Source organism: Paenibacillus sp. plas6 (assembly GCF_057221655.1).
Window position 1 is genome coordinate 1,964,185 of the sequence record NZ_CM170151.1, and the last position, 25,816, is coordinate 1,990,000.

Annotated in this window: 23 protein-coding genes, 1 tRNA gene, 2 rRNA genes and 1 riboswitch; of the genes, 6 read left to right on the forward strand and 20 right to left on the reverse strand. The window is 40.4% G+C overall.

Features of this window, described 5'->3' with window-relative positions; all coding sequences use genetic code 11:
- Nucleotides 1-129 precede the first annotated feature (129 nt).
- From trxA to AC2TDL_RS08790, 4 genes are all read right to left on the reverse strand, one after another.
- Nucleotides 130-438 (reverse strand): thioredoxin, encoded by a 309-nt coding sequence (trxA, locus tag AC2TDL_RS08775; protein ID WP_484700388.1) that lies wholly within the window; start codon nt 436-438, stop codon nt 130-132.
- Between the two features lie 64 nt (nt 439-502).
- Nucleotides 503-919, reverse strand: a complete 417-nt coding sequence (locus AC2TDL_RS08780) for an RrF2 family transcriptional regulator (RefSeq protein ID WP_484700390.1) — start codon at nt 917-919, stop codon at nt 503-505.
- A gap of 193 nt (nt 920-1,112) precedes the next feature.
- Entirely contained in the window at nt 1,113-2,183 is a 1,071-nt protein-coding gene (gene hisC, locus AC2TDL_RS08785) for a histidinol-phosphate transaminase (protein WP_484700394.1), read from the reverse strand.
- Nucleotides 2,184-2,287: 104 nt separating this feature from the next.
- A complete protein-coding gene (locus tag AC2TDL_RS08790) occupies nt 2,288-3,961 on the reverse strand; it encodes a glutamine--tRNA ligase/YqeY domain fusion protein (protein WP_484700397.1) in 1,674 nt (557 codons plus the stop codon).
- Nucleotides 3,962-4,144: 183 nt separating this feature from the next.
- Nucleotides 4,145-4,296, forward strand: a riboswitch (cyclic di-AMP (ydaO/yuaA leader).
- Nucleotides 4,297-4,302: 6 nt separating this feature from the next.
- On the opposite strand from AC2TDL_RS08790, the gene AC2TDL_RS08795 reads away from it, so the two are divergent.
- Nucleotides 4,303-4,785: a C40 family peptidase gene (locus AC2TDL_RS08795; protein ID WP_484700399.1), complete on the forward strand. Its 483-nt coding sequence runs from the start codon at nt 4,303-4,305 to the stop codon at nt 4,783-4,785.
- A 205-nt stretch (nt 4,786-4,990) separates the two neighbouring features.
- Here the strand turns inward: AC2TDL_RS08795 and AC2TDL_RS08800 are convergent, their stop codons facing one another.
- A complete protein-coding gene (locus AC2TDL_RS08800; RefSeq protein WP_484700402.1) occupies nt 4,991-6,175 on the reverse strand; it encodes an MFS transporter in 1,185 nt (394 codons plus the stop codon).
- Between the two features lie 62 nt (nt 6,176-6,237).
- Nucleotides 6,238-6,531, reverse strand: coding sequence for a hypothetical protein (locus AC2TDL_RS08805; RefSeq protein ID WP_484700404.1), 294 nt, complete (start codon nt 6,529-6,531; stop codon nt 6,238-6,240).
- A 272-nt stretch (nt 6,532-6,803) separates the two neighbouring features.
- Here AC2TDL_RS08805 and motA point away from each other — a divergent pair, with 272 nt between their 5' ends.
- From motA to AC2TDL_RS08820, 3 genes are all read left to right on the forward strand, one after another.
- Complete coding sequence (motA, locus tag AC2TDL_RS08810; RefSeq protein ID WP_484700406.1) at nt 6,804-7,610, forward strand: flagellar motor stator protein MotA; 807 nt, start codon at nt 6,804-6,806, stop codon at nt 7,608-7,610.
- Entirely contained in the window at nt 7,588-8,409 is an 822-nt protein-coding gene (gene motB / locus AC2TDL_RS08815) for a flagellar motor protein MotB (RefSeq protein WP_484700408.1), read from the forward strand. The genes motA and motB overlap by 23 nt, the downstream gene beginning before the upstream one ends.
- A 135-nt stretch (nt 8,410-8,544) precedes the next feature.
- A protein-coding gene (locus tag AC2TDL_RS08820) for an IS3 family transposase (protein WP_484696278.1) occupies nt 8,545-9,689 on the forward strand; the annotation gives its coding sequence in 2 pieces (ribosomal slippage) (nt 8,545-8,818 and nt 8,818-9,689; 1,146 coding nt in all).
- Nucleotides 9,690-9,750: 61 nt separating this feature from the next.
- Here the strand turns inward: AC2TDL_RS08820 and AC2TDL_RS08825 are convergent.
- From AC2TDL_RS08825 to AC2TDL_RS08840, 4 genes are read right to left on the reverse strand one after another with little or no spacing between them, the layout of a single operon-like run.
- Complete coding sequence (locus tag AC2TDL_RS08825) at nt 9,751-10,452, reverse strand: pseudouridine synthase (protein ID WP_484700410.1); 702 nt, start codon at nt 10,450-10,452, stop codon at nt 9,751-9,753.
- Nucleotides 10,453-10,488: 36 nt separating this feature from the next.
- Nucleotides 10,489-10,971, reverse strand: a complete 483-nt coding sequence (locus AC2TDL_RS08830) for a Rossmann-fold NAD(P)-binding domain-containing protein (RefSeq protein ID WP_484700412.1) — start codon at nt 10,969-10,971, stop codon at nt 10,489-10,491.
- Nucleotides 10,928-11,155, reverse strand: coding sequence for a hypothetical protein (locus AC2TDL_RS08835; RefSeq protein ID WP_484700414.1), 228 nt, complete (start codon nt 11,153-11,155; stop codon nt 10,928-10,930). Before AC2TDL_RS08835 ends, AC2TDL_RS08830 begins: the two co-directional genes overlap by 44 nt.
- A gap of 34 nt (nt 11,156-11,189) precedes the next feature.
- Nucleotides 11,190-12,986, reverse strand: coding sequence for an ATP-binding protein (locus AC2TDL_RS08840; RefSeq protein WP_484700416.1), 1,797 nt, complete (start codon nt 12,984-12,986; stop codon nt 11,190-11,192).
- 237 nt (nt 12,987-13,223) lie between these two features.
- Here AC2TDL_RS08840 and tadA point away from each other — a divergent pair, with 237 nt between their 5' ends.
- The gene (tadA, locus tag AC2TDL_RS08845; protein ID WP_484700418.1) at nt 13,224-13,700 is read left to right on the forward strand and encodes a tRNA adenosine(34) deaminase TadA; all 477 of its coding nucleotides are present in this window, start codon (nt 13,224-13,226) and stop codon (nt 13,698-13,700) included.
- Here tadA and AC2TDL_RS08850 read toward each other — a convergent pair.
- Nucleotides 13,697-13,903, reverse strand: a complete 207-nt coding sequence (locus AC2TDL_RS08850; RefSeq protein WP_484700420.1) for a Spo0E family sporulation regulatory protein-aspartic acid phosphatase — start codon at nt 13,901-13,903, stop codon at nt 13,697-13,699. The two genes, tadA and AC2TDL_RS08850, sit on opposite strands and share 4 nt — an antisense overlap.
- A 394-nt stretch (nt 13,904-14,297) precedes the next feature.
- Here AC2TDL_RS08850 and AC2TDL_RS08855 point away from each other — a divergent pair, with 394 nt between their 5' ends.
- Complete coding sequence (locus AC2TDL_RS08855; protein WP_484700422.1) at nt 14,298-14,654, forward strand: DUF4870 domain-containing protein; 357 nt, start codon at nt 14,298-14,300, stop codon at nt 14,652-14,654.
- Nucleotides 14,655-14,771: 117 nt separating this feature from the next.
- On the opposite strand, the gene AC2TDL_RS08860 is transcribed toward AC2TDL_RS08855, so the two are convergent.
- The 9 genes from AC2TDL_RS08860 to AC2TDL_RS08900 form a co-directional block, all read right to left on the reverse strand.
- Nucleotides 14,772-14,860, reverse strand: a tRNA-Ser gene (locus AC2TDL_RS08860).
- 79 nt (nt 14,861-14,939) lie between these two features.
- Nucleotides 14,940-16,223, reverse strand: a complete 1,284-nt coding sequence (gene serS / locus AC2TDL_RS08865) for a serine--tRNA ligase (RefSeq protein ID WP_484700424.1) — start codon at nt 16,221-16,223, stop codon at nt 14,940-14,942.
- Between the two features lie 63 nt (nt 16,224-16,286).
- Nucleotides 16,287-16,862 (reverse strand): pyridoxal 5'-phosphate synthase glutaminase subunit PdxT, encoded by a 576-nt coding sequence (gene pdxT / locus AC2TDL_RS08870; RefSeq protein ID WP_484700426.1) that lies wholly within the window; start codon nt 16,860-16,862, stop codon nt 16,287-16,289.
- A 147-nt stretch (nt 16,863-17,009) separates the two neighbouring features.
- Entirely contained in the window at nt 17,010-17,891 is an 882-nt protein-coding gene (pdxS, locus tag AC2TDL_RS08875; protein WP_484701110.1) for a pyridoxal 5'-phosphate synthase lyase subunit PdxS, read from the reverse strand.
- A gap of 121 nt (nt 17,892-18,012) precedes the next feature.
- Nucleotides 18,013-19,296, reverse strand: a complete 1,284-nt coding sequence (locus AC2TDL_RS08880) for a D-alanyl-D-alanine carboxypeptidase family protein (RefSeq protein ID WP_484700428.1) — start codon at nt 19,294-19,296, stop codon at nt 18,013-18,015.
- Nucleotides 19,297-19,511: 215 nt separating this feature from the next.
- Nucleotides 19,512-20,969: an IMP dehydrogenase gene (guaB, locus tag AC2TDL_RS08885; protein WP_484700430.1), complete on the reverse strand. Its 1,458-nt coding sequence runs from the start codon at nt 20,967-20,969 to the stop codon at nt 19,512-19,514.
- Nucleotides 20,970-21,111: 142 nt separating this feature from the next.
- Nucleotides 21,112-22,305 carry a GNAT family N-acetyltransferase gene (locus AC2TDL_RS08890; protein ID WP_484700432.1) on the reverse strand — a complete coding sequence of 398 codons (1,194 nt, stop codon included), beginning with the start codon at nt 22,303-22,305 and terminating at the stop codon, nt 21,112-21,114.
- Nucleotides 22,306-22,463: 158 nt separating this feature from the next.
- Nucleotides 22,464-22,580: ribosomal RNA gene (gene rrf / locus AC2TDL_RS08895) — 5S ribosomal RNA — on the reverse strand.
- A 55-nt stretch (nt 22,581-22,635) separates the two neighbouring features.
- Nucleotides 22,636-25,693 (reverse strand): 23S ribosomal RNA (locus AC2TDL_RS08900).
- Nucleotides 25,694-25,816: the final 123 nt, after the last annotated feature.

Consider the following 25,816-nt stretch of genomic DNA (forward strand, 5'->3'; position numbering starts at 1 on the left):
CCACTACAATGAAAGAGGCAACACAAACAAAGCTGCCCCTATGACAAACTGACATCACTGGGACAGCCTTATTGTTGTTACTTAAACGCACGATTCCTTCATTGCGCTTATTACGTCTTCTATGCAAATTTAAGCGTTTTGGATTTTCGCTTTTAGTGCATCTTTGCTTTGTAGACCAACCATTTTATCAACTGGCTGACCGTCTTTAAATAGAATAAGTGTTGGAATACTCATAACGCCAAATTGAGCTGCAAGCTCAGGTTGCTCATCAACGTTGATTTTACCGATTGTAGCTTGACCTTCAAGCTCAGTTGCTAACTCTTCCACGATTGGAAGCTGCATTTTACAAGGTCCGCACCATGGAGCCCAGAAATCTACTAGTGCTACACCGCTCTCGATTGATTGATTAAAATTATCTTTTGTTAGAACAACTGCCATTTTATTCATCCTTTCGAATCTAAAGTATATGATTAAGGGCAATACCCTGCACACCGTAAGGTGCTTAGCATGCATGGATTTGCTTCAGTACATCGCCAATCGTAATATGACTGAAATGCTCCTCCAGCTTCTTTTCAGCAGTACAGAAAATTCCATACATTACAGCATTCATATTAGAGCCAACCATACAATCCCCATTAGGATTGCCAGAACACCAGCTCGGAATTAATGAACCTTGAGCCATTACGCGATAAATATCTGCCAATGTCACCGTATCAGGATCAATCGTTAAGCGATAACCGCCACCTGATCCTTCTCTAGTATTCACGAAGCCACTCTTTCTCATACCGCTCATTACTTTACGAATACGAGCAGAGTGTGTGCCTACATTGTCAGCAATCATTTCGCTACTGGCCATCTTATCAGGTAAATTAGCCAAATATACTAAACTGTGTACTGCAATTGTAAATTCACTATTCACTTCAGTGAACCTCCCTGCTTTATACTGTAATAATAACCGTTACAGTTCTCATTGTCAATATCAGTACATTCTAAGCCTCTGGCATAATTACTAAAACTTCAATGTTCATCATTCCAATTTAAATAAAGTGAGGATGCTTGGAAGGTCAGGTAATAACTGACGATCTGAGCATCCCTATTTGTTGTATATAATACTATCCCTTTAATTCAGCAAGATTATGCTGGATTGCCGCTAAAAAGCTATCCATTTCCTGATCAGTTCCAATGCTAACACGTAAAAAGTTATCAATACGCGGGGAAGCAAAGTAACGAACAAGCACCCCTTGCTCGCGCAGCTTTTCGAATAACTGCTTGGCTGGAATTACAGGATGAGAAATAAATAAAAAGTTTGCTTTAGAAGGTGTTACGAGAAAGCCAAGCTCCTGCAGAGACTTGCTTATACGCTCACGCGTAGCAACTACTTTTGCTGTAGTTTCTGCAAAATACTGCTTGTCCTCTATTGCTGCAACTGCCCCTGCCAGTGCAACACGATCCAAAGTATAAGAGTTAAATGAGTTTTTCGTACGATTTAAGCCCTCGATCAATTGCTCTGAACCAAAAGCAAAGCCAACGCGCAAGCCAGCTAGTGAGCGAGATTTTGATAAAGTCTGAATCACTAACAAATTATCGTATTCGTCTACAAGCTGCACGGCTGACTCTGCACCAAAATCAACGTAAGCTTCATCGACAATGACCACTTGATCACGATTTTGCTCAATAAGCTGACGAATAGCATCAAGCCCTAGTGGAATCGCAGTCGGTGCATTAGGATTAGGAATAATAATCCCGCCATGCTCTCCTTTAAATTGGTCGATTGGAATATTAAATTGCTCATCAAGCGGAATTAGCTTCGGTGTAATCCCATAAAATTTTGCATACACCTTATAGAAGCTGTATGTGATATCCGGAAACAATACTGGTTTGGCTGGATCAAAAAACGAAGCAAAAGCAAAAGCCAAAATTTCATCAGAACCATTGCCAACAAAAACTTGCTTAGATGTTAAGCCGTACTGTTTCGCCAGTGCTGCTACTAGCACCTCGCAGTTTGGGTCAGGGTATAACCGCAAATCCTCATTAATCGCCGCCGTCATTGCCGCTATCGCTTTAGGCGACGGCGGGTAAGGATTTTCATTTGTATTTAACTTAATATATGTTTTATCCTTTGGTTGCTCACCGGGTACGTACGGCTCCAGTGAAGCAGTCAATGGACTCCAGTATTTGCTCAACGTTATAACACTCCTCTAACATTTCAACATGTATCGCAACAAATGCTTTACTGCATTTATAACCTTAGCGCGCATTAAGCGTGCTCCCAGCTATCTTGCAGCAACTAAGCTTTTTTCGGATCAAATGAGCTTTTTAGCGATACAATACGGTTGAAAACAAGTAATCCATCTTCTGATTTCGCTCTATCTACGCTAAAGTAACCATGACGGAAAAATTGGAACTTATCTCCTGCAGCTACATCCTTCATGTTTTCTTCAATAAACCCTTTAACCTCACGCAACGAGTTTGGATTGATTCGTTCAAGGAACGGTTTATCTTTAAGCTCTGGCGCTTCAACAATCAGCGGCTCAAATAGTCTTAGCTTAGCAGGAATAGCTGTCGATGCTTCGACCCAGTGAATTGTCCCTTTTACTTTTCTGCCAGTAAACCCGCTTCCTGACTTCGTTTCCGGATCATAGGTACAGTGAAGCTCAACAATTTCCCCTTGCTCGTTTTTAATCACTTCATTACACACGATAAAGTAAGCATGCTTTAAGCGCACTTCATTTCCAGGAAATAAGCGGAAGTATTTACTTGGCGGATTTTCCATAAAGTCCTCACGCTCAATATAAATTTCACGTGAAAATGGAATTTTACGAATACCCATCTCAGGGTTTTCGGCATTAATTTCAGCATCAAGATATTCCACTTGTCCTTCTGGATAGTTCGTAATCACAACTTTAATCGGATCAAGAACAGCCATTGTACGTGGTGCCTTCAGCTTCAAATCTTCACGAATAAAATGCTCTAGGTTGCGTTCATCTACTGTACTATTTGCTTTAGCAACACCAATTTCACGACAAAAATTGCGAATTGCTTCTGGCGTATATCCTTTACGTCTCATACCGCTAATTGTCGGCATGCGAGGATCATCCCAGCCGTCTACAATGCCTTCATCAACAAGCATTTTTAAATAACGCTTACTCATTATCGTATTAGTAATATTTAAACGGGCAAATTCATATTGACGAGGAGTTGCCTCCATCTCACATTCTGCAATTACCCAATCATATAATGGACGATGATCCTCGAATTCCAACGTACAGATGGAATGAGTAATTCCTTCAATTGCATCACTAATTGGGTGAGCAAAGTCATACATCGGATAAATGCACCATGCATCACCTGTACGATGATGATGGGCATGCGCAATACGATATAAAACAGGATCACGCATCGTAATATTAGAAGAAGCCATATCGATTTTTGCGCGCAGTACTCGTTCGCCATCTTTAAATTCCCCTGCCCGCATACGAGCAAATAAGTCGAGGTTCTCTTCAACTGAGCGATCGCGATAAGGACTATTTTTGCCTGGCTCAGTTAACGTTCCACGTGTTTGACGAATTTCTTCTGCTGACAAATCACAAACATAGGCTTTACCTTTTTTAATTAGTAACACGGCACGATTGTACATTTCTTCAAAATAATCAGAAGCGTAAAATAATCCATCCCATTCGAAGCCGAGCCATCTTACATCCTCCATAATGGACTCTACATATTCTGTATCTTCCTTAACTGGATTTGTATCATCAAATCGCAAATTGGTTTTTCCTTTAAACTCATCTGCTAATTCAAAGTTAAGGCAGATCGACTTGGCATGTCCAATATGTAGATAGCCATTAGGTTCAGGAGGAAAACGCGTTATAATTTCATTAACACGTCCTTCCTTCAAATCTTCGATAACGATATTTCTAATAAAATTAGAAGACGCCGATTTCGTTTCATTAGTGTTATCCATCTTGATCAACCTTTCACACAACGAATATTTATCCTCCTATGATACACAAATTTTTATGAAATTACACCCATTTCTAGCTTGAAATGAGCACTAATCGATTATGAGAAAAATGAAAACGATTAAAATCTTCTCACATTTTACACAGAATTAAATTTTCAGTTTATTATATAGCTTGTAAATAACTTAGTTCTTATGCCTAATTCTTATACGCTTTGTGTAAGGAACGGGGGAACCACTTCGGGTGAATTGAATCTCTTAGACAAAATTAGTAGATTCATAGGGAGTCCTTCGACCGAACCCTTCAGCTAACCTCGTCGGCAATACCGGAAGGAGACTTAATTGTGAAGAAATTTGGCATGATGTTGATGGCTTTAGCTCTATTTCTTACTTTTTCAGCAACAAGCGTTTCTGCAAGCTCGTCTTCAATGCTAGACAATATTGAGGATGTGAAGGGAACAAAGTACAAGTACGGCGGTAATACTACGAGCGGTTTCGATTGCTCAGGATTTGTTCGATACATATTTGAAAAAATGAATATTGATTTGCCTCGCCGTTCTGCTGATCAAGCTAGTGAAGGAACTAAAGTTGCAAAATCTGATTTACGCGTTGGGGATCTAGTATTTTTTGATACAAGCGGATCTAACAACGGTGGCATCACACATGTTGGCATTTATGTAGGAGATGGAAAATTTGCTCATGCTTCAACTTCTAAAGGAGTTACGGTTGATTCATTAGATTCTTCTTACTACAAGCCACGTTACGTGACTGCAAGACGCATATTATCAGATGATCAATATGCAAAATATGTTGAAGGCAGTAACTAAAGATTTATTACATAAGGACTTGTCTCTAGTGCACTCATCGCTAGAGTACGAGTCTTTTTTATTGTTCCTTATAAAGCTATGCCAACTGTCATCGTTTTATGATGCCTTATTCTTTTAAAAATGAAATGGGCTGCCTAATCGATCAGTAATTCTTACGTTTCAGGACAGCCCATCTTACCATATTCAATTTCAAGCACAAGCTACTCTACTGCTGTAAATTTTGATTTCGTCCAACTAAAATCATAAAAATCATAAACATTAGCATTACAGCAACTAAGATGGCTACATAGCTTACAGTTAACGCTGCAGTATAATTATCCATTAGCCAGCCAGTCAGCTTAGGCAGCAGTGCTCCGCCAATCCCTCCGCAAGCAACAAGTAAGCTCGTCGTACGATCAGTCATCCCGCGGATACAAGCATTGACATAAACTAAAGCAATACCAAACACTCCTGAGAAGCCTAACCCGCTTAATGCAATCATCGTAAACTGTGCATATTGCTGTTTAAATAACACCATCCCAATAAACGCTAAAACAGCAATGGCCATAGAACCAATTAAATATTTGATATAGCCGTGGCGATCAGCTAATGCACCGCATACTAAGCGCCCAATAACCATAAACGACCAGAATAAGCCAAGCATGCTGGCAGCGCTTGAATCTGATAAACCGCTGCGCTCAATCATAATCGACGGTAAATAATGAGATATGCTCATCTCTACACCAACATATAAGAAGAAAAAGATCATCCCTAAAATTAAGAAAGGAATTGCACGGCGCTTATATTTTAGAGCTACCTGTCTTGCTTCACCAACCTGATTAGAAGGCTGAGCAATCATTGTATCCACATCTTTACCAAACGATAAACTCGCCCATAGAAGTAAGGTTAAACCACTAATCGCCGCCAAAATTGGAAATGACCATTCCCAAATTTGATAACGTATCAATACCGCTGCAGCTAATGGAATGAATAGAGCTCCTATGCCAAAAAAGGTTTCTAACCGACTCATTGCTGATGCTGTCTGTTCTTTAAATAAATCAATAATTAATGAACCAATGACCGATTCAATCATCCCAAATCCAAAACCGGCAAACGGCGCTACAATTAACATCAGTTCCCATGGAGGAAACATGCTGTAAACTGCCTCAGCTAGTGTTAATGAAGTAAAAGCTATAATAACGGTTATCCGCTTACCAAACTTTTTTGAAAGCATTGGACCAAGCAAAACACCAACCAAGTAACCAAAAAATTGATTCATGATCCATTGTCCGCCCTGTGCATACGTTATTTCATAGTGCGTCACAATTTGTTCTAATATCGATCCGCCAATAATATGAGCTATGCCAATAACTAGGTATGACAAGCAGCCAAGCCATAATATTTTTTTCACTACTATGCACCCTTTATCAGTTGTAAATTCTTCGAAAAGTTATCAAATTAACAACGCCTAAACTAAATAAGATGAACTACAGCTTGTCGTTCGCCTCTAGCAACAATTTCTATTAAATGTTGAGGTGCTAAATAAACAACTGTACCGCTGCCTACCTCAATTTCCGGTTCTTCTCCTAAGCCATAAAATACGTCATCAGCCAACGCCTCTAGCACTTCTCTTTGTTCTTTTACTGAGAGAATTTCCCACTCTGCTAGTTCCATTTCAAAAAACAAATAACAGTCTTCAATCAACGCAATTGCTGTTGTCAATTCCTGTAGAATCTCGCTATATTCACGAGCATGACGCACTCCCATGTAAATATCCTCCTGTTAAATAACTTAAATTAATATTCCCACCTATTATGACACACTATGTAGGAAATGTCGTTATTTCTGTAAGAATTGTTCTTGTAGAATTTAGTTTCCTGCTGTTACTATATATAGTAAGTGCCATAAAACAAATCATAAAATATCATATTTTAAGCAATTCTATTAACTTGTCAAAATTACTCTAATGTGATCACATTATTTTGACGATAATAGAATAGAGTAGGGTATTGTCGAAAATGGATTAATCGAGGTGTAAGATGAAAAACACAACTATTATCGGAATTATTCTTGGTGTCGTGGCTGTACTCGTAGGTATGGTACTAAAAGGAGCAAGCTTAAGTGCGTTTATTAACCCTGCGGCGTTCATGATTATTATCGTAGGAACGATCGCATCGGTAACTATTGCTTTTCCGCTAAACGAACTAAAGAAAGTAGGAGCATTATTTAAACTATTATTTACAGAGCGCCCTCTTCCAAAACGCGAAGAGTTAATTAAGCAATTTGTAGAGTGGGCCGGTATTACACGTCGTGAAGGTCTATTAGCATTAGAGGCACGTGTTGATGAAATCGATGATCCTTTTCTTAAAAATGGAATGCGTATGATTATTGATGGTAATGATCAGGACCTTGTTAGAGATGTCCTGCTAGAAGATATTAATGCAACCGAAGAGCGACACAAAGCAGGAGCTGCAATTTTTACTCAGGCAGGTACCTATGCTCCTACACTAGGGGTACTTGGCGCCGTTATCGGTTTGATTGCCGCTCTAGCAAACATGAGTGATATGGAATCATTAGCGCATGCAATTTCTGGTGCATTTATGGCAACACTACTAGGTATTTTTACTGGTTATGTCCTATGGCATCCAATGGCGAACAAATTAAGACGTCTTTCTAAAGCTGAAATTGAAATTCGTCTTATGATGCTAGAAGGCTTGCTATCTATTCAAGCTGGTGTTTCTACAATTGCAATTGAACAAAAACTATCGGTGTTCTTAACACCAACTGAGCGCCAAGCATTGAAAGCGAAGGAGGAAGGAGACGATGAGCAAAAAGCGGAAGCATGAGGAAGAAGAACATATTTCCGAATCGTGGCTAGTTCCATATGCCGACATTCTTACGCTGCTGCTGGCATTATTCATTGTTCTATATTCAATGAATCAAGTGGATGTTAAAAAATTCGAAGAGTTATCTAAAGCTTTTAACGTCGCATTTAATAGTGGTACAGGTGTACTGGAAATGCCATCAGTAGTTGAACGCGGCGATGATATGGATGAATTGCTTGGTGGCAAAGACAATGAAGATGAAGAATCTCAAAACGAACTAAGCGAGCAAGAAATTCAGCAATTAATCGAGCAAAGTGAAACTGACTTAAGTCAATTAAAACAACAAATTGATGAGTATATTGCTGGAAATGGGCTTAGTACTAGCTTAGATACGTCTCTCAATATGTCACAATTAGTCATTACAATACGCGACAATGCTCTATTTAATTCGGCCGAAGCAACCGTTAACAAAGAAGGTAGAGAACTTGCAGTAAAGCTTTCAGAAATGCTTGAAGAATATCCTAACTTTAATGTAGTTATTTCTGGACATACAGACAACGCTCCAATTAGTAACGAAAAGTTTCGCTCTAACTGGGATTTAAGTGTAATGCGTGCAGTACGATTTATGGATATTATGCTACTGAACGAGAAGCTAGATCCTAAGCATTTTAGTGCTGTAGGTTATGGAGAATATCATCCAGTAGCATCTAACGATACTGCCGAAGGCAGAGCAAAAAATCGTCGTGTTGAGTTAGCTATTGTTAGTAACTATGTTGATCCCAATAAGCAACAAAGTTTATCAGTAAACAACAATCAATAGTATTTCATTATAAAGGGGCATACAGGCCGTTAAAACGGCTGGAACTGACCCCATAAAGTGAGACAAAATCAAAACACCTTTAAGAAATGTAAATCATGTCGTAAGATATGAATACAACTTGGAGGTGTTTTTGTTTTGAGAACTAGAGTGAGTTATCCAATCGAAATTAAGATGAAAGCTATTGAAATGAGATTACAAGGAATACCTATGAAAGTGGTACTAGATGAATTGAATATACGCAACGACTCACAAGTTGAGACATGGATGAAGTGGTATCGTAACGGTGAATTACATCGCTTGGAACAGCCTGTTGGTAAACAATATTCGTATGGAAAAGGAGCGGAATATGCTTCTGAAGTAGAAAAATTACAAGCCGAAATTAGATTTCTTCAACAACAACTAGAGGTGCTAAAAAAGTTCAAGGCGTGGGAAAGGAGGTGGACAAAGAAGTAGCTATCTCATTTATCAACGAACATCCTGAGTTATCGGTTAGGCTGGTTTGTGAAACCTTAAACATATCGAGAGCAACCTATTATCGATGGAAAAAGCGTCCCATCTGTAAAAAAGACGATGAACTTGTTGCACTCATTCGTGAGTATTGCATCTCTCATAAATTTAGATTAGGTTATCGAAAGATCACAGCACTCGTCAATCGCACCAAACGTGTGAACCATAAAGTGGTACAGCGGATCATGCAACAGTATGGCTTACAATGTCGTGTAAAGCCAAAGAAACGTCACCGTATAGGACAACCAGCTCAAGTGGCAGAGCATATATTAAAACGAGATTTCAAGGCGAAATCTCCTTTGCAAAAACTTGTAACGGACATTACTTACTTGCCCTTTGGTGGTCAAATGTTGTATCTTTCCAGTATTCAGGATTTGTATAACGGGGAGATTCTAGCCTACACGCTTAGTCATCGACAAGATGTACACTGCGTGCTAGATACGTTAGAACAACTACCAGCTCTTCCGCCTGGCTGCCTATTACACAGCGATCAAGGATCTGTCTATACGTCTGCAGCATATCAGGAGGCTGTTAAACGAAGAGGCATGATCATGAGTATGTCCCGTAAAGGTACACCCGCTGATAATGCCCCCATCGAATCGTTTCACGCAACCCTAAAGTGTGAAACATTCTATCTTGACCATTTAACCTGTACTACGACCGCCATCGTAGAGCAGACAGTCAGAGATTACATTGATTATTATAACAAGTTTCGCATTCAAGCGAAACTAAGAAACCAGTCCCCGATCGAGTATCGAGAACTGGCTTCTTAGAAGGTGTTTTGATCCCTGTCTCAAAAACGGGGGTCAGTTCCGCCTGTATGCCCCTTTTTTATTAAGTGAGGTCATATCCAATTTCTTGAGATAATACCCGCTTCTCTTCCTCTGTAAGGTCTCTCCATTTACCTTTCGGAAGATCGCCTAACAAGATATTCATAATTCTTATTCTTTTAAGGCGTAACACTTTATAACCAAACGCCTCACACATACGGCGAATTTGTCGATTACGTCCCTCGGTTAATATAATATTAAAGCTGCAGGTTCCGATTCGCTTTACTTTACAGGGCAAAGTTATACTACCTAAAATATATACGCCTTGAGCCATCTCTTTAAGAAAGCTTTCGGTAACCGGCTTATCTACGGTTACAATATATTCTTTTTCATGCCTGCCCTCGGAGCGCAAGATCGGATTAACAACATCTCCATCATTGGTCATTAAAATTAAACCCTCGGAATCTTTATCTAGGCGTCCAATTGGAAATATTCTCTCCTTATGTCCTACAAAATCAACAATATTCCCTTTCACATGACGTTCTGTTGTACTCGTAATTCCTACTGGTTTATGTAGAGCAATATATACATGTTTTTTCTGTTTACCTAGGGACCGGCCATCTATCCGTACATCATCCCCTAATTCGGCTTGACTGCCAAGCTCTGCCTTAAAGCCATTAATCGTCACACGTCCTTCTGCAACCAATTTATCAGCTTCTCTGCGTGAACATATTCCTGTCTCACTTATAAATTTGTTAATTCTCAATGCTGCCACCTCTTGATTCACGTAACTAAGAGCACTTTATAGTCTTTTCTTTGACCAATATGTAATTTCATCACTAGCAATAATGCGAAGTTGCTCTTCACATAGTAAGGCTAGCTTAGTCATAGCCATCGCAATATGTTTTGCCTCATTCGGCTTATACTTTCTCATTTTACCTTTAAATACAAAAGATAGCCAACTGCTTAGTTTGCCAGCCAACGCTTCACCAAAGCGAAACTGCTTACGCGAACCAAGAATAAGTGAAGGGCGAATAATGATTAATTGAGGAAGCTGCAGCTCCTGCAAGGCTCTTTCCATTTTCCCCTTAACTCTGCTGTAGAAAAAAATAGATTTTTCATTAGCTCCCATTGCTGAAATGACCAGCATTTTTTTCGCATGATGTTTTTTTACAAGCTTTCCAATTTGCAAAACATAATGATAATCGACCAGTTCAAAATTTTCCTTCGTTTTTGCTTGCTTAATGGTCGTGCCAAGTGCACAAAAAAACAACAGCTTCTTCAAACCAATGCGCCGGACAGGTATTTAATTCATCAAAAGATATACGCTGCTGCTCTAAACGTGGATGCACAATACTTAATCGTTTTCTAGCAATAACGATAACTTTACGGAACGTTTTATTGTTTAACAGCAAGCGCACTAACTCTGTGCCTACTAACCCTGTTGCTCCAAAAACAACAGCTTTCAAGATGAATCACACCTTCCATATTAAAGATCGCTCCCTACAGATTGCTCGCTTCCGCGAACTTTCTACCTTCCTTTAATGGCAGCAATACTCTTACCGTTGTTCCTTTATTCACTTGACTGCTAAGCTCCATTAAGCCCTGATGAGATTGAATAATTTTCTGACTGACCATCACGCCGAGTCCCGTACCATTCTCCTTTGCCGTAAAAAATGGATCTCCAATTCGCTTTAATGTCTCCTCGTCCATACCTATACCTTCATCGGTAATCTGTACGCTAATATGCGTTGCTAGACGAGTTATTGTAATTTGCACACGTCCACCCTTTGGCATTGCCTCAATCGCATTTTTCAACACATTGATAAATACTTGCTTTAACTGGTTTTCCTCACAAGGAATATGACAGTCGTCAGTTGTATAATTTTCCTCAAAAATAACATTGTGCATAAGCGCTTCACTACTCATAAAGGCACAAACTTCTCGTATAATTTCTCGGACATCTCGATATTTGAATTTAACTGCTTGCGGCTTAGATAAAATTAAAAACTCCCCAACAATTAAATTAATACGTTCTAACTCTGACAACATAATTTGCACATGATTAATATTCAGCTTATGTGTCTGCTCCTGAAGCTGTAAAAAGCCTCTTAACGTCGTCAATGGATTGCGAATTTCATGTGCTACTCCAGCTGCTAACTGTCCAACAGTATTTAATTTCTCTGAACGACGCATCAATTCCTCCATGCGATGACGATGGCGCATATCGCGACATATGTTGGCAAAGCCGATAATTTCATTGCTCACATCACGTATTGGGCTAATCGTAATGCTAACAGGTATCATTTCTCCTTCTTTTGTTTGACGATATGTCTCAATTGGCTTAATCGGCTGGCCACTTAATACCAAACTTTTAAGCTCGTCTTCCTCCTCTACTAAATGATTGGGCACTATCGGATTATGTACGCCTACCACTTCGCTAGCTTCGTAACCAAATAAATCTTCAAATGCTTGGTTCGCTTGCATAATACAGCCTTTATCATCCATAATGTATATCGCATCGGGAGAATGATTAATAAATGATTCTAAATACATTCTCATACGACGATTTTCATCAAACGAATGGCGAAGCTTATTCATATAAATGCCTAAGTTTTGGCTCATTGCATTGATTTTAAATGCAAGCAGACCAAACTCATCCTTAGAAGTTACTGGAATAGAATTTTGAAAACGCACAGATGATACTTCATTCACTTTCCAAACAATATCTTTTAGTGGCCTTAACATTCGAGCAACCATCCAGTAGCTTGCTATACTTGTAATAAAAAGCGTATACAAAAGTGCAGAAAAAAATAGATATTTATCATTGCTATACGTTTTTGTAAACAGTCGCTCATCATATAACATTACAACGCGTTTATCACTTGAGATATTATATTGATAATCCGTTAAATAGTAACTTTTTTTGTTTTCGGTAATATGATGAACTTGATACAATGACTGCTCATCATCAATGATTCCTGTTATAAACTCTTGAAACCGTGACGATTGACCAGCAGAAAGCAAAATTTCATTTGTATAATGGTCAATAATCGCAACGTCGATTAAATAAGGTTTACTAGCACGAAGAATTTGAAACAAATCGATTAGTTTCTGTTCATTATTTATTTCACCTTCAGTATTATGAAGATAAATTAGTTCGGATAACTGCAAGGATGATTGAGCAAGTAAATCGTAGTTTTTTTGTCGTTGATTGTAATCCCATAATAATTGAAACATAACGATTACAAGCAGTAATAATCCTGATATAGTTATACTTAGTTTATATTTTAGTGACATGGACTCACACCCTTAGTTATTCAACTTATCAACAATCTATTAACATATTCCACAATTTCCTGTGAATTAAGTGGACGATATGTGGAATAAATTGTGGATAATTAAAAGTTATCCACAGAATTGTGCACAGTATGTTAACAAAGAATGTTTGTTCGATGGATAAGTCTATAATGATAACCCAAATATATATGTACACATAACATTTACGTGAAGAAAAATCAGTAGAAGGAGAAAACTATGTATCTTAATCAAGATGAACTATGGATGAAAGAAGCCATTGCAGAGGCAGAAAAAGCAAAGAGACTTGGAGAAGTTCCGATCGGAGCTGTCATTGTGAAAGAAGGTGTAATCATTGGTCGTGGTCACAATCTTCGGGAAACGCAGCAAAATCCTGTCTCTCATGCAGAAATCATTGCCATTCAGCAGGCTAGCCAAACTCTAAATGCATGGCGCTTGTTAGACTGTACCTTATATGTAACACTTGAGCCGTGTCCAATGTGCGCCGGTGCAATTGTACAATCCCGTATCAAGCGTGTTGTATACGGAACACATGATCCTAAGGCAGGCTGTGCTGGTACGTTAATGAATTTATTACAAGAGCCTCGGTTCAATCATGAAACTGAACTTACAGGATTTGTGCTACAGAATGAGTGTGCGAATCTGCTCACTTTATTTTTTAGAGAGCTTCGTATGAAACGTAAAAAGAGCAATTAAACCGTGGTTTTTGAACGATTAGATTCGTACGAATTACACTGATCACCATATTGCTTCATCGCTTGCAAGGCAACTATTAATTGGTCAGCTTCTTCGCTAATCGCAAGTACAGCAGGGTGTGTGAAGCTTCCTTTTTCCTCTACCACTTCGTATAGCTTGTCCCGAAGCGATTGAAGTTGAAGTTCAATTAAATTTTTTTCCATTGCTCGCTTCGCCCACCCTTCCTTAATATGTTACTGTTTAGACTAATTATAGAGAGATTATGTTAGAATGTATGTTGATTATTGTCGATACATTATTGCGAATAAAAGCCATTTTACGACAAAAATAGTGAGTACTTATCAAATTATACCGTTATTTGACCAATATTTACAATACTTAATATGTCCTAAGCTTTAGTTTCGAAAATGTTCATATTTGTTTTGATATATTCGTCTCATATTACATTATCGTTTTTGAAATCTTTAGCAAAAAAGCATGATTTCCACAAATAGTTCTAATCTCCTATCGTTTTATTTTGCTAATATAGTATATTTTAATTGAGCTGTCATATTGTGGTTGTAAGGGCAGTGAAAATTTCAAATTGGAGGTTTTTAAATGTACAGGAATGAAGATGAAAGGCTATGGATTACGTTAGCACATGCTTCTGCATTCATTGGATTAATTTTTTCGTTTTGGAATTTACTTTGCGGGTTTATCGGTCCTCTTCTCATTTTGTTATTAAAAAAAGACCAATCCCCTATTATCTCTGAGCATGCCAAAGAAGCTCTAAACTTTAATATTTCATTTACAATTTATCATTTAATCGCATCTTTTTCTCTCCTGCTTTTAGTTGGGCTAGTTCTTGTTCCAATCGTATATATTGTCTGGATTGTATTATTAATTATTGGTACTGTAAAAAGCTATCAAGGACAACCTTATCGTTATCCTCTTACTTTCCGTTTTATAAAATAAATATGAAAAAACGCTTCTTCTGCCTAGTAACAAGCCAAGAAGCGTTTTTATTTTGCTTTAAATGCCATATAAACAAAAAACACTCGAGAAAATTCTCAAGTGTGTCTTTAGTAATAGTGGCGGAGAGAGAGGGATTCGAACCCTCGTGGGCTTGCACCCTAACGGTTTTCAAGACCGCCCCGTTATGACCGCTTCGGTATCTCTCCACAAAGTATTTTGTTTTGCTGACAAGAAAGAGTATATCACAGTGGAAAGGGGGATTGCAACCCCCTTTTAAAAGTTTTTTTATTTTTTTGGAGAAATTTTTTCGATTCCACCCATATATGGACGAAGTACTTTTGGAACAACAACTGATCCATCTTCTTGCTGATAATTTTCTAGGATAGCTGCCACTGTACGGCCAACCGCCAAACCTGAACCATTAAGAGTATGAACAAACTCTGGCTTGCTCTTAGGCTCTGGGCGATATTTAAGACCAGCACGACGAGCTTGGAAATCTTCAAAGTTTGTGCAAGATGAAATTTCACGGTACATATTTGCACTAGGCAACCATACTTCAAGATCATATGTTTTAGCTGAGCCAAAGCCCATATCCCCTGTACAAAGTACAATAACACGGTAAGGAAGCTCTAAAAGCTGCAGTACCTTCTCTGCATTTGCTGTAAGACTTTCTAGCTCGTTATAAGAGTCCTCAGGCTTTACAAGCTTAACTAATTCGACTTTATTAAATTGATGCTGACGAATTAACCCTCTTGTATCACGGCCAGCAGCACCAGCCTCTGAACGGAAGCATGCACTGTATGCAACATACTTAATTGGCAACGCAGATGCATCTAAAATTTCGTCACGCAAAATGTTCGTTACAGGAACCTCTGCAGTCGGAATTAAGAAGTAATCTGTATCGGCAATTTTAAACAAATCTTCCTCAAACTTAGGCAATTGCCCTGTACCAAGTAAGCTGTCACGATTTACGATATATGGAGGTAAAATTTCTTCATATCCGTGTTCGTTACTGTGCAAATCCATCATAAAGCTAATTAGCGCACGTTCTAAACGAGCTCCTAGCCCACGGTAAAATACAAAACGAGAGCCAGTTACTTTAGCAGCACGCTCAAAATCTAACAAATTTAACTCAGCAGCAATATCATAGTGCGCTTTAGGTTCGAAGGAAAACTGTGTAGGCTCACCAACACGACGCAATTCCACGTTGTCGTCTTCAGATTCGCCAACTGGAACAGATTCATGCGGAATGTTAGGAATAGCTTGCAATAGCTTATTGACTTGTGCGTCAAGTACACGCAGCTCTTCATCAAGCTCTTTAATTTTATCGCCTACTTGTCTCATCTCAAGAATTAGCGCTTCAGCATCTCCGCCTTCTTTTTTAATTTTAGCGACTTCCTGAGAAACTGTATTACGACGATTTTTTAATTGTTCAGTATTTTGGATTAATTCGCGACGCTTCTGGTCAAGCTCTGGAAACGGTGCAATTAAATCCAACGATGCTTGACGATTGCGCAACGCCTCCTCAACTTTGGCAAAATCAGAACGTAGCAATTTAACATCTAACATGGGAATCCCCTTTCTGTTATAGAACGCTGCACAGCTTGCGTCCTCTATCCACATCATACGCAATTATGCGCATGCTTCTTTAATCATTTCAACAAAATAACGATGCAAGCGAACATCATCTGTTAATTCCGGGTGGAAGGAGCAAGCCAATAACGTACCTTGACGAGCAGTAACGATTTCACCGTTAAATTCTGCAAGCACCTCTACTCCCTCACCTATCGATTTAATTAATGGTGCACGAATAAAAACGGCATTAATCGGCTCATCAATTCCTTTAACAGAAAGCAAAGTTTCAAAGCTTTCACGTTGACGACCAAATGCATTGCGAGCTACTGTCATATCCATTAACTTAAGATGAGCGTCCTCTTGACCTTCGATACGTTCAGCTAACACGATAAGACCGGCACAAGTACCAAACAAAGGCTTACCTGCAGCATGAAACTTTTGAATTGCTTCAATAAAGCCATATTTGCGCATTAGCTTACCAATTGTTGTGCTTTCGCCACCAGGTATAACTAAGCCTGACAGCTCATCTAGCTGCTCGATTCGCTTAACCGGTACTGCTTCTACTCCAACTGCTTCAAGACTGCGTATATGTTCCGCTACAGCCCCTTGAAGCGCCAATACTCCAACCTTCATATCCAATACCTCCCCTTTTTTCGCAAAGGCCGACCCGCCCAGATAACTGGGACAGCTCGGCTCTTAGGGTCTGTCTATTTTTTTCTTCATAACGAATGATCAAACTAAAGCTGATACAAATAACCAAAAGATTTGCTCAATTTTTACTTAGATACCGCGATCTTGCATACGCTCTGTAGCGTGAAGTTTAGCGATATCGATACCTTTCATTGGTGTACCTAAGTTTTTAGATACTTCGGCAATTAGTTTATAATCTTGATAATGAGTTGTTGCTTCAACAATTGCACGAGCAAATTTTTCTGGATTATCAGATTTAAAGATACCAGAACCAACGAATACACCATCTGCACCAAGTTCCATCATCAACGCAGCATCAGCTGGAGTAGCAACGCCACCAGCAGCAAAGTTAACAACTGGAAGCTTACCAGTCTCATGCACACCTAGTAAAAGTTCGTAAGGAACACCTAGCAGTTTTGCTTCATTATAAAGCTCGTCCTTAGACATGCCCTGTACTTTACGGATTTGTCCGTTAATCAAGCGAAGATGACGAACAGCCTCTACAATGTTACCAGTACCTGGCTCTCCTTTTGTACGAATCATAGCAGCACCTTCTTGAATACGACGAAGTGCTTCACCAAGATCTTTAGCACCACACACAAAAGGTACTGTGAATTCATTTTTATTAATATGGAAAATTTCATCAGCTGGTGTTAATACTTCACTCTCATCAATGTAGTCTACACCCATAGCTTCAAGAACTTTTGCTTCCACAATATGACCAATACGAGCCTTTGCCATAACTGGAATAGAAACAGCCTTCATAACTTCTTCAACAATTGTAGGATCTGCCATACGAGCTACGCCACCAGCAGCACGAATATCTGATGGAACACGCTCCAACGCCATAACCGCAGTAGCACCTGCAGCTTCAGCAATTTTAGCTTGTTCTGCGTTCATAACGTCCATAATGACGCCGCCCTTTTGCATTTCTGCCATACCACTTTTTACACGAAAAGTACCTGTTTGCATCTTCAATATCTCCTCCTAATACGTCTCTACCGAAATAGTTCGCCGTTATTACTCTAAGCATTGATTTTACAGGAATGAACGAACTTCGACAAGCCCTTATTTCCTTGTATCTCACTCGGGTTTAAAATATATTTGCTATACTATCAAAAAGTCCTGAGAAAAACTCGCCTATTCCACGGAAAAACAACTTAAACCAAGAAGCTTTTTCAGCATCTTCAGTCGTAATTAGATCAACCTGATACTGTAATTCTTGACCATTATGATCAATGAATTTATAAGTTAACGTACCTGCTTTTGTGCCAGCAGAAATTGGCGCTACAAGCTCATCTTCAGTTAACATTTCTGCACTTACTAATTCAAGCTCAGGTGTTGTTCCTTTTATTGTAATTACAGTAATATCTTTGCTAGTAACAACTGGGATTGTTTTGTTAACACCTTTTTTTATTTTAACCGTTTCGTAGCCTTCTATTTCACTTTTTGGAGCGATCAAAGTTTGTTTTTCAAATGTCGCAAATGCGTAGTTGTACAGTGTAGCAGTCTCTAGAAAACGAGCATCTTTAGAACGAGTATCCATTACAACACTAATGTAACGTGTACCATCACGCATGACTGTCCCAGCAAAGTTATAGCCCGCCGCACTAATAAAACCAGTTTTTAATCCATCTACACCTTCATAAGCTAAATGTTTTAATCCCGATTTATTAACATTTGTACCCAACATATAGTTGAAGTTAATCATTGGAGCAGTGTCGCGCTCGCGGAATTTATATTCTTGAATAGATGAATATTTTATAAAATCAGGAAACTCTAACAAAATATTGCGCGCTAGTGTCACCACATCACGAGCAGACATCATCGTTGTTTCCTCAATCCCTGTCACACTTGTAAATACTGCGGATGTAAGCCCCATTTCCTCTGCAGTTTGATTCATACGATCTACAAATGCCTGAATACTTCCCTCTACCGCAATGGCTAATGCTTTCGTAGCATCGTTAGCTGAACCTACTGCCATCGCAATATAAAGCTCTTCTACCGTATGCTGATCTCCTGCTGCCAAATAAATTTGCGACTCTGACGGGTGAGTATCGGCTGCTTCAGGTGTTATTGTGATGACATCATCCCAATTCAAACGACCGTTGCTAATTTCCTTCATTACTATATATTCTGTCATTAATTTCGTCATACTTGCTATTGGCAATGCTTGGTCTGGATTAACTTCATATAATACCTGTCCTGTTTCATATTCAATTAGCATCGCCGATTTTACTTGCAAGCCTAGCGTGTTTTCCGTACTCGGTCTATTATTATAACCGACTGCTCCTGCTTGCTGAGTGCTAGTTGCAAGTGATACAAACGTAATCATCGCACAAAGCATAAAGATCGATAATAATCGAACTTTCCCCATAGATTTCAACACCTTTATTCCCCTTTTCCCGTTAGATTGTCCATGTGTTATTGTAACATAATTTACAGGGGGAATTAAACTTTTTACAGGTGCCTATTAAACCAAATATAGTTAATTCATTTTTAATTATTTTAACCGTTCGCTATAAAACTTTGTGTATATACAAAAAGACCAAGGCGCGACGAGTTTCTGTCTTGCCTTGGTCTTCTTTACAACTACAATGAGTAGTTTGGAGCTTCTTTTGTAATTTGTACATCATGCGGATGGCTTTCGCGCAAACCAGCATTTGTAATTCGAATAAATTGTGTATCATTTCTTAGTTGTTCTAATGTTGCTGTACCGCAATAGCCCATACCTGAACGTAAACCACCAATTAATTGATGTACAGTATCAGCAAGAGGTCCTTTGTATGCTACGCGACCTTCAATACCTTCTGGTACAAGCTTGCTTTCGTTTTCTTGGAAGTAACGGTCTTTACTACCTGCTTTCATTGCAGCAAGTGAACCCATTCCACGGTAAACTTTATAACTGCGGCCTTGGAAAATTTCAGTTTCCCCTGGGCTTTCAGCTGTTCCTGCAAACAAGCTACCTATCATAATTGCACTTGCGCCAGCTGCAATTGCCTTTGTAATATCTCCAGAATATTTAATACCGCCATCGGCAATAATCGGTACACCGTATTGACGAGCTACTGATGCACAATCATAAATCGCTGTAATTTGCGGAACACCAATACCAGCGATAACACGAGTAGTACAGATTGAACCAGGTCCGATACCAACTTTAACAACAGAAGCACCTGCTTCAATTAAATCGCGAGTCGCTTCACCTGTTGCTACGTTACCAGCAACAATTGTTAATTCTGGGAATTTATTTCTTAATTCGCGAACAGCATTCAAAATATTTGCAGAATGTCCGTGCGCGGAGTCAACTACGATTAAGTCAACACCAGCTTCGACTAATGCTGCTGCACGTTCAAAAGTATCTTTTGAAATACCAATTGCCGCACCGCATAGTAAACGTCCATGTTTATCTTTTGCTGCATTAGGGAATTGAATTGCTTTTTCAATGTCTTTAATAGTAATAAGACCTTTTAGAGTATTATCTTCATCGACAATTGGCAGCTTTTCAATTTTATGCTGTTGTAAAATAATTTCTGCTTCTTGCAATGTTGTACCTACTGGAGCAGTTACAAGCTGCTCGTGTGTCATAACCTCTTTAATTTTAATGGAGAAGTCATGCACAAAACGTAAGTCACGATTTGTAATAATACCAACTAGCTTTTGGTTTTCATCAACAATCGGAACACCAGAGATTCTATATTTACCCATTAATTCCTCTGCATCGTATACATGATGCTCAGGAGTTAAAGAGAATGGATTTGTAATTACTCCACTTTCAGATCTTTTAACACGATCCACTTCTTCCGCTTGTTGAGCAATCGTCATATTTTTATGAATAACACCGATTCCGCCCTCACGCGCTATCGCAATCGCCAAAGCAGATTCCGTAACTGTATCCATTCCTGCACTAATCAATGGAATATTTAGTTTCACAGTATCACTCAAACGAACTGATACATCAACATCTCTTGGCAACACTTCAGATTTGCGCGGAATGAGCAGCACGTCATCAAAAGTTAGACCTTCTTTAGCGAATTTATTTTCCCACACGAGTATGTTCCTCCCTTAAATTTATATGTCTCTCACGTATATTATTGCAATATTATCACTTGAGTTAGGGGCTGTCAATGTGCTTACAAGGGCGAAAAATGCATATTTTACCTAATTTTAAAAAGATTAAATCTTCTTGAAATTAGAAAAAATCAGTTAAATAAGTACGCTGAACTGGAATTTGATTTTGCAATCGTTTTATTGCTGTGCAATCTCCGCTTAACTTATTAAACCTAATTAAAGTATCCCCATTTTGATAATTTAACAACCAAGCAGTTAATCCGCCTATTGTAATAAACAAATCTGACTCTGTATTATCCGCCCTGCTAATTGTTGCTTTTCCGTCTGCAGCTACCGTTAATTTAAAAATTCCATTATTCCAAGCAGCATGTTCATCTGTCACTGATACTATATATTGCTCCTCTTTACCGGTTCCAATAAAAGGAAACTGCTGAATAAACGCTTCTACATCGACAATGCGAGCCATAAAATAAGGATTAATTTGCTGCTTCACTCTTGGATTATCTAGCCCAAAGACAAATGCGTCGTCCTCTTGTGTAATCCAGCTTACTTTATCAACCATTGAGTCATGCTGTGCTATAAAATAAAGTAATGCTTGCTCTGCTGTATTTGTCAGATAGATAAATTCATGAATGTTCATTTGACGATTAGCAACTTCATAGATGATGTAGCCTTGTAAGTTTCCTTTCTCATCCTGATAAGCTGCGTATGTTCCTTTTTTTCTTCTCTCAATACTATTTTTCCACCAATCCGGAGAACGCTGCAGCATTCCATTGTAACGCAGTGCGTATTGATCATATACAGGTTGTAAAAGATGCAAATCATTAAGTCTGACTATTTTACCTGGCAGCTTGCTATTGCGCTGATTTTTTATAATCGATGTTAGTTGCTCTGTCCCTAGCTCAATTGTCTTTTGACTAACATAACATTCCCAACCAAATTTTCGATAAAATGCAAAAGAAAAAGGATGCAGCATAGATATACTTTGACCATTTTTTTGCATACGTATTAAAAGGTCTGTTAATAATTTAGCAACATAACCATGACGTCGATGCTCTGGCCATGTGCTAACACCTGCTAAACCACCCATGCGAAAAGCTTGTCCTGCAATATAAGTATGAAGATGGAGCAACGTAGCTTGCGCACACAATTTATCTCCATCAAAGACTCCGACTTTAATATGATTTTTGCTAATAAAGGTGTCGCGATAATAATTAAGCTGCTCTTGTGGTAAAACATATTGAAATGCATACTGCGATAAATTGATGCTTTGCTCAAAATGCTCTTGTTCTAATGGCTTTATTATCATACTCATATTAGGCCTCCTTTAATAATTTACAGGATTATACTCTAAAATGAGTATCAATTGCAAATTTAACAGAAATCACGTTATGAACTATGACAATGAAATGAGCGTATCAATAATGTTTTAAACAAAAAAAGTCTACTGCAAATGCAGTAGACTTCTTCATTGCTTGGCAACGTCCTACTCTCCCAGGACCCTTCGGTCCAAGTACCATCGGCGCTGAAAGGCTTAACGGTCGTGTTCGAGATGGGTACGCGTGGTTCCCTTTCGCCATTGTCACCAAACATGGGGTTTACACCCTCAAAACTGGATAGAAAGTTTCTCATCTTACGAATCATTTAGGATAAGCCCTCGACCGATTAGTACTGGTCAGCTCCATGCATTGCTGCACTTCCACCCCCAGCCTATCTACCTCGTCGTCTTCAAGGGGTCTTACTACTTGGGAAATCTCATCTTGAGGGGGGCTTCACGCTTAGATGCTTTCAGCGCTTATCCCTTCCGTACTTGGCTACCCAGCGGTGCTTCTGGCGAAACAACTGGTACACCAGCGGTACGTCCATCCCGGTCCTCTCGTACTAAGGACAGCTCCTCTCAAATTTCCTACGCCCGCGACAGATAGGGACCGAACTGTCTCACGACGTTCTGAACCCAGCTCGCGTACCGCTTTAATGGGCGAACAGCCCAACCCTTGGGACCTACTTCAGCCCCAGGATGCGATGAGCCGACATCGAGGTGCCAAACCTCCCCGTCGATGTGGACTCTTGGGGGAGATAAGCCTGTTATCCCCAGGGTAGCTTTTATCCGTTGAGCGATGGCCCTTCCATTCGGTACCACCGGATCACTAAGCCCGACTTTCGTCCCTGCTCGACTTGTGGGTCTCGCAGTCAAGCTCCCTTCTGCCTTTACACTCTTCGAATGATTTCCAACCATTCTGAGGGAACCTTTGGGCGCCTCCGTTACGCTTTAGGAGGCGACCGCCCCAGTCAAACTGCCCACCTGACACGGTCCCTTCGCCCGATTCAGGGCGACAGGTTAGAACTCCGATACGATCAGGGTGGTATCCCAACGGCGCCTCCACACAAGCTGGCGCTCATGCTTCCTAGGCTCCCACCTATCCTGTACAGATCGTACCAAAGTCCAATATCAAGCTGCAGTAAAGCTCCATGGGGTCTTTCCGTCTTGTCGCGGGTAACCTGCATCTTCACAGGTATTAAAATTTCACCGGATCTCTCGTTGAGACAGCGCCCAATTCGTTACGCCATTCGTGCGGGTCAGAATTTACCTGACAAGGAATTTCGCTACCTTAGGACCGTTATAGTTACGGCCGCCGTTTACTGGGGCTTCGGTTCATAGCTTCGGCTTACGCCTAACCATTCCCCTTAACCTTCCAGCACCGGGCAGGCGTCAGCCCGTATACGTCGTCTTACGACTTTGCACAGACCTGTGTTTTTGCTAAACAGTCGATTGGGCCTTTTCACTGCGGCCCCCTCGGGCTATTCACCCTACCGGGGCACCCCTTCTCCCGAAGTTACGGGGTCATTTTGCCGAGTTCCTTAACGAGAGTTCTTCCGCGCGCCTTAGCATGCTCTGCTCGCCTACCTGTGTCGGTTTGCGGTACGGGCACCTTCGTCTCACTAGAGGCTTTTCTTGGCAGCCTGAACTCATGACCTTCGCTACTGCAATTTTCGCTCCCCATCACAGCCCAGCCTTTCGATGAGCGGATTTGCCTACTCACCAGCCTCACTGCTTGGACGGACATCCATCAGTCCGCGTCACTATCCTTCTGCGTCACCCCTTCGCTCAAACAACTACGGTGGTACAGGAATTTCAACCTGTTGTCCTTCCACTACGCCTTTCGGCCTCGCGTTAGGTCCCGACTTACCCTGAGTGGACGAGCCTTCCTCAGGAACCCTTAGGCTTACGGCGGATAGGATTCTCACCTATCTTTTCGTTACTCATACCGGCATTCTCACTTGAATACAGTCCACCACTCCTTACGGTATGACTTCAACCCGTATTCAACGCTCCCCTACCCAATTCGTAGGCTTCACTTCAACTTCGATGGTTTGTGTTTAGCTGAAGAACATACATTTAGTCGAATTCTTGAACAACCTTAGCGGTTGATTTCGACGAATGTTAATCGTCGCTAAACACTTCTTCAAAGAAGAAGTGAAACCTACGACTTGCCATAGCTTCGGCGGTGTGTTTAGCCCCGTTACATTTTCGGCGCAGAGTCACTCGACCAGTGAGCTATTACGCACTCTTTAAATGGTGGCTGCTTCTAAGCCAACATCCTGGTTGTCTGTGCAACTCCACATCCTTTCCCACTTAACACACACTTGGGGGCCTTAGCTGATGATCTGGGCTGTTTCCCTCTTGACAATGGATCTTAGCACTCACTGTCTGACTCCTGGATATATATCAATGGCATTCGGAGTTTGACTAGACTTGGTAACCCTCGCGGGCCCCGCACCCAATCAGTGCTCTACCTCCATGATACTCGACTCCAAGGCTAGCCCTAAAGCTATTTCGGGGAGAACCAGCTATCTCCGAGTTCGATTGGAATTTCTCCGCTACCCCCACCTCATCCCCGCACTTTTCAACGTGCGTGGGTTCGGGCCTCCAGTGCGTGTTACCGCACCTTCACCCTGGACAGGGGTAGATCACACGGTTTCGGGTCTACGCCTGCATACTTTTTCGCCCTATTCAGACTCGCTTTCGCTGCGGCTCCGTCTTCCCAACTTAACCTTGCATGCAAACGTAACTCGCCGGTTCATTCTACAAAAGGCACGCCATCACCCCTTAATTGGGCTCTGACTTCTTGTAAGCGCACGGTTTCAGGTTCTTTTTCACTCCGCTCCCGCGGTGCTTTTCACCTTTCCCTCACGGTACTGCTTCTCTATCGGTCACTAGGGAGTATTTAGCCTTGGCAGATGGTCCTGCCGGATTCCGACGGGGTTTCACGTGTCCCGCCGTACTCAGGATCCAGCTCGGAGAGAACTAATTTTTGACTACAGGGCTTTTACCTTTTATAGCGAGCCTTTCCAGACCTCTTCGTCTAATCAATTCCTTTGTAACTCCGTGTGAGCTGTCCTACAACCCCAAGAAGCAAGCTTCTTGGTTTGGGCTCTTCCGCGTTCGCTCGCCGCTACTGACGGAATCACTATTGTTTTCTCTTCCTCAGGGTACTTAGATGTTTCAGTTCCCCTGGTGTGCCTCTACCTAACCTATGTATTCAGTTAGGAGTAACTGTCCATTACGACAGCTGGGTTTCCCCATTCGGAAATCCCCGGATCGACGCTTGCTTACAGCTCCCCGAGGCAGTATCGTTGTTCGCCACGTCCTTCATCGGCTCCTAGTGCCTAGGCATCCTCCGTGCGCTCTTATTAGCTTAACCTATTCGCTCGTTGTTTCTTTTTTCTCCTCCATCGCCCTTTCGGGCAAAGTCGTCGAGAAAAAGAAACAGCTTGCTAGTCAATTCGCTTGTTAATGTTTGAATATTACTTTGAGAGTAAATATT

Bases quoted from the DNA above. Each gene is read 5' to 3' on its own strand.
- motA (WP_484700406.1), top strand. From the start codon at position 6,804: ATGAAAAACACAACTATTATCGGAATTATTCTTGGTGTCGTGGCTGTA.
- motB (WP_484700408.1), top strand. From the start codon at position 7,588: ATGAGCAAAAAGCGGAAGCATGAGGAAGAAGAACATATTTCCGAATCG.
- AC2TDL_RS08880 (WP_484700428.1), bottom strand. From the start codon at position 19,296: ATGGGGAAAGTTCGATTATTATCGATCTTTATGCTTTGTGCGATGATT.
- pdxT (WP_484700426.1), bottom strand. From the start codon at position 16,862: ATGAAGGTTGGAGTATTGGCGCTTCAAGGGGCTGTAGCGGAACATATA.
- serS (WP_484700424.1), bottom strand. From the start codon at position 16,223: ATGTTAGATGTTAAATTGCTACGTTCTGATTTTGCCAAAGTTGAGGAG.
- AC2TDL_RS08805 (WP_484700404.1), bottom strand. From the start codon at position 6,531: ATGGGAGTGCGTCATGCTCGTGAATATAGCGAGATTCTACAGGAATTG.
- AC2TDL_RS08850 (WP_484700420.1), bottom strand. From the start codon at position 13,903: ATGGAAAAAAATTTAATTGAACTTCAACTTCAATCGCTTCGGGACAAG.
- AC2TDL_RS08840 (WP_484700416.1), bottom strand. From the start codon at position 12,986: ATGTCACTAAAATATAAACTAAGTATAACTATATCAGGATTATTACTG.
- tadA (WP_484700418.1), top strand. From the start codon at position 13,224: ATGTATCTTAATCAAGATGAACTATGGATGAAAGAAGCCATTGCAGAG.
- AC2TDL_RS08790 (WP_484700397.1), bottom strand. From the start codon at position 3,961: ATGGATAACACTAATGAAACGAAATCGGCGTCTTCTAATTTTATTAGA.
- AC2TDL_RS08855 (WP_484700422.1), top strand. From the start codon at position 14,298: ATGTACAGGAATGAAGATGAAAGGCTATGGATTACGTTAGCACATGCT.
- pdxS (WP_484701110.1), bottom strand. From the start codon at position 17,891: ATGCAAACAGGTACTTTTCGTGTAAAAAGTGGTATGGCAGAAATGCAA.
- AC2TDL_RS08890 (WP_484700432.1), bottom strand. From the start codon at position 22,305: ATGAGTATGATAATAAAGCCATTAGAACAAGAGCATTTTGAGCAAAGC.
- trxA (WP_484700388.1), bottom strand. From the start codon at position 438: ATGGCAGTTGTTCTAACAAAAGATAATTTTAATCAATCAATCGAGAGC.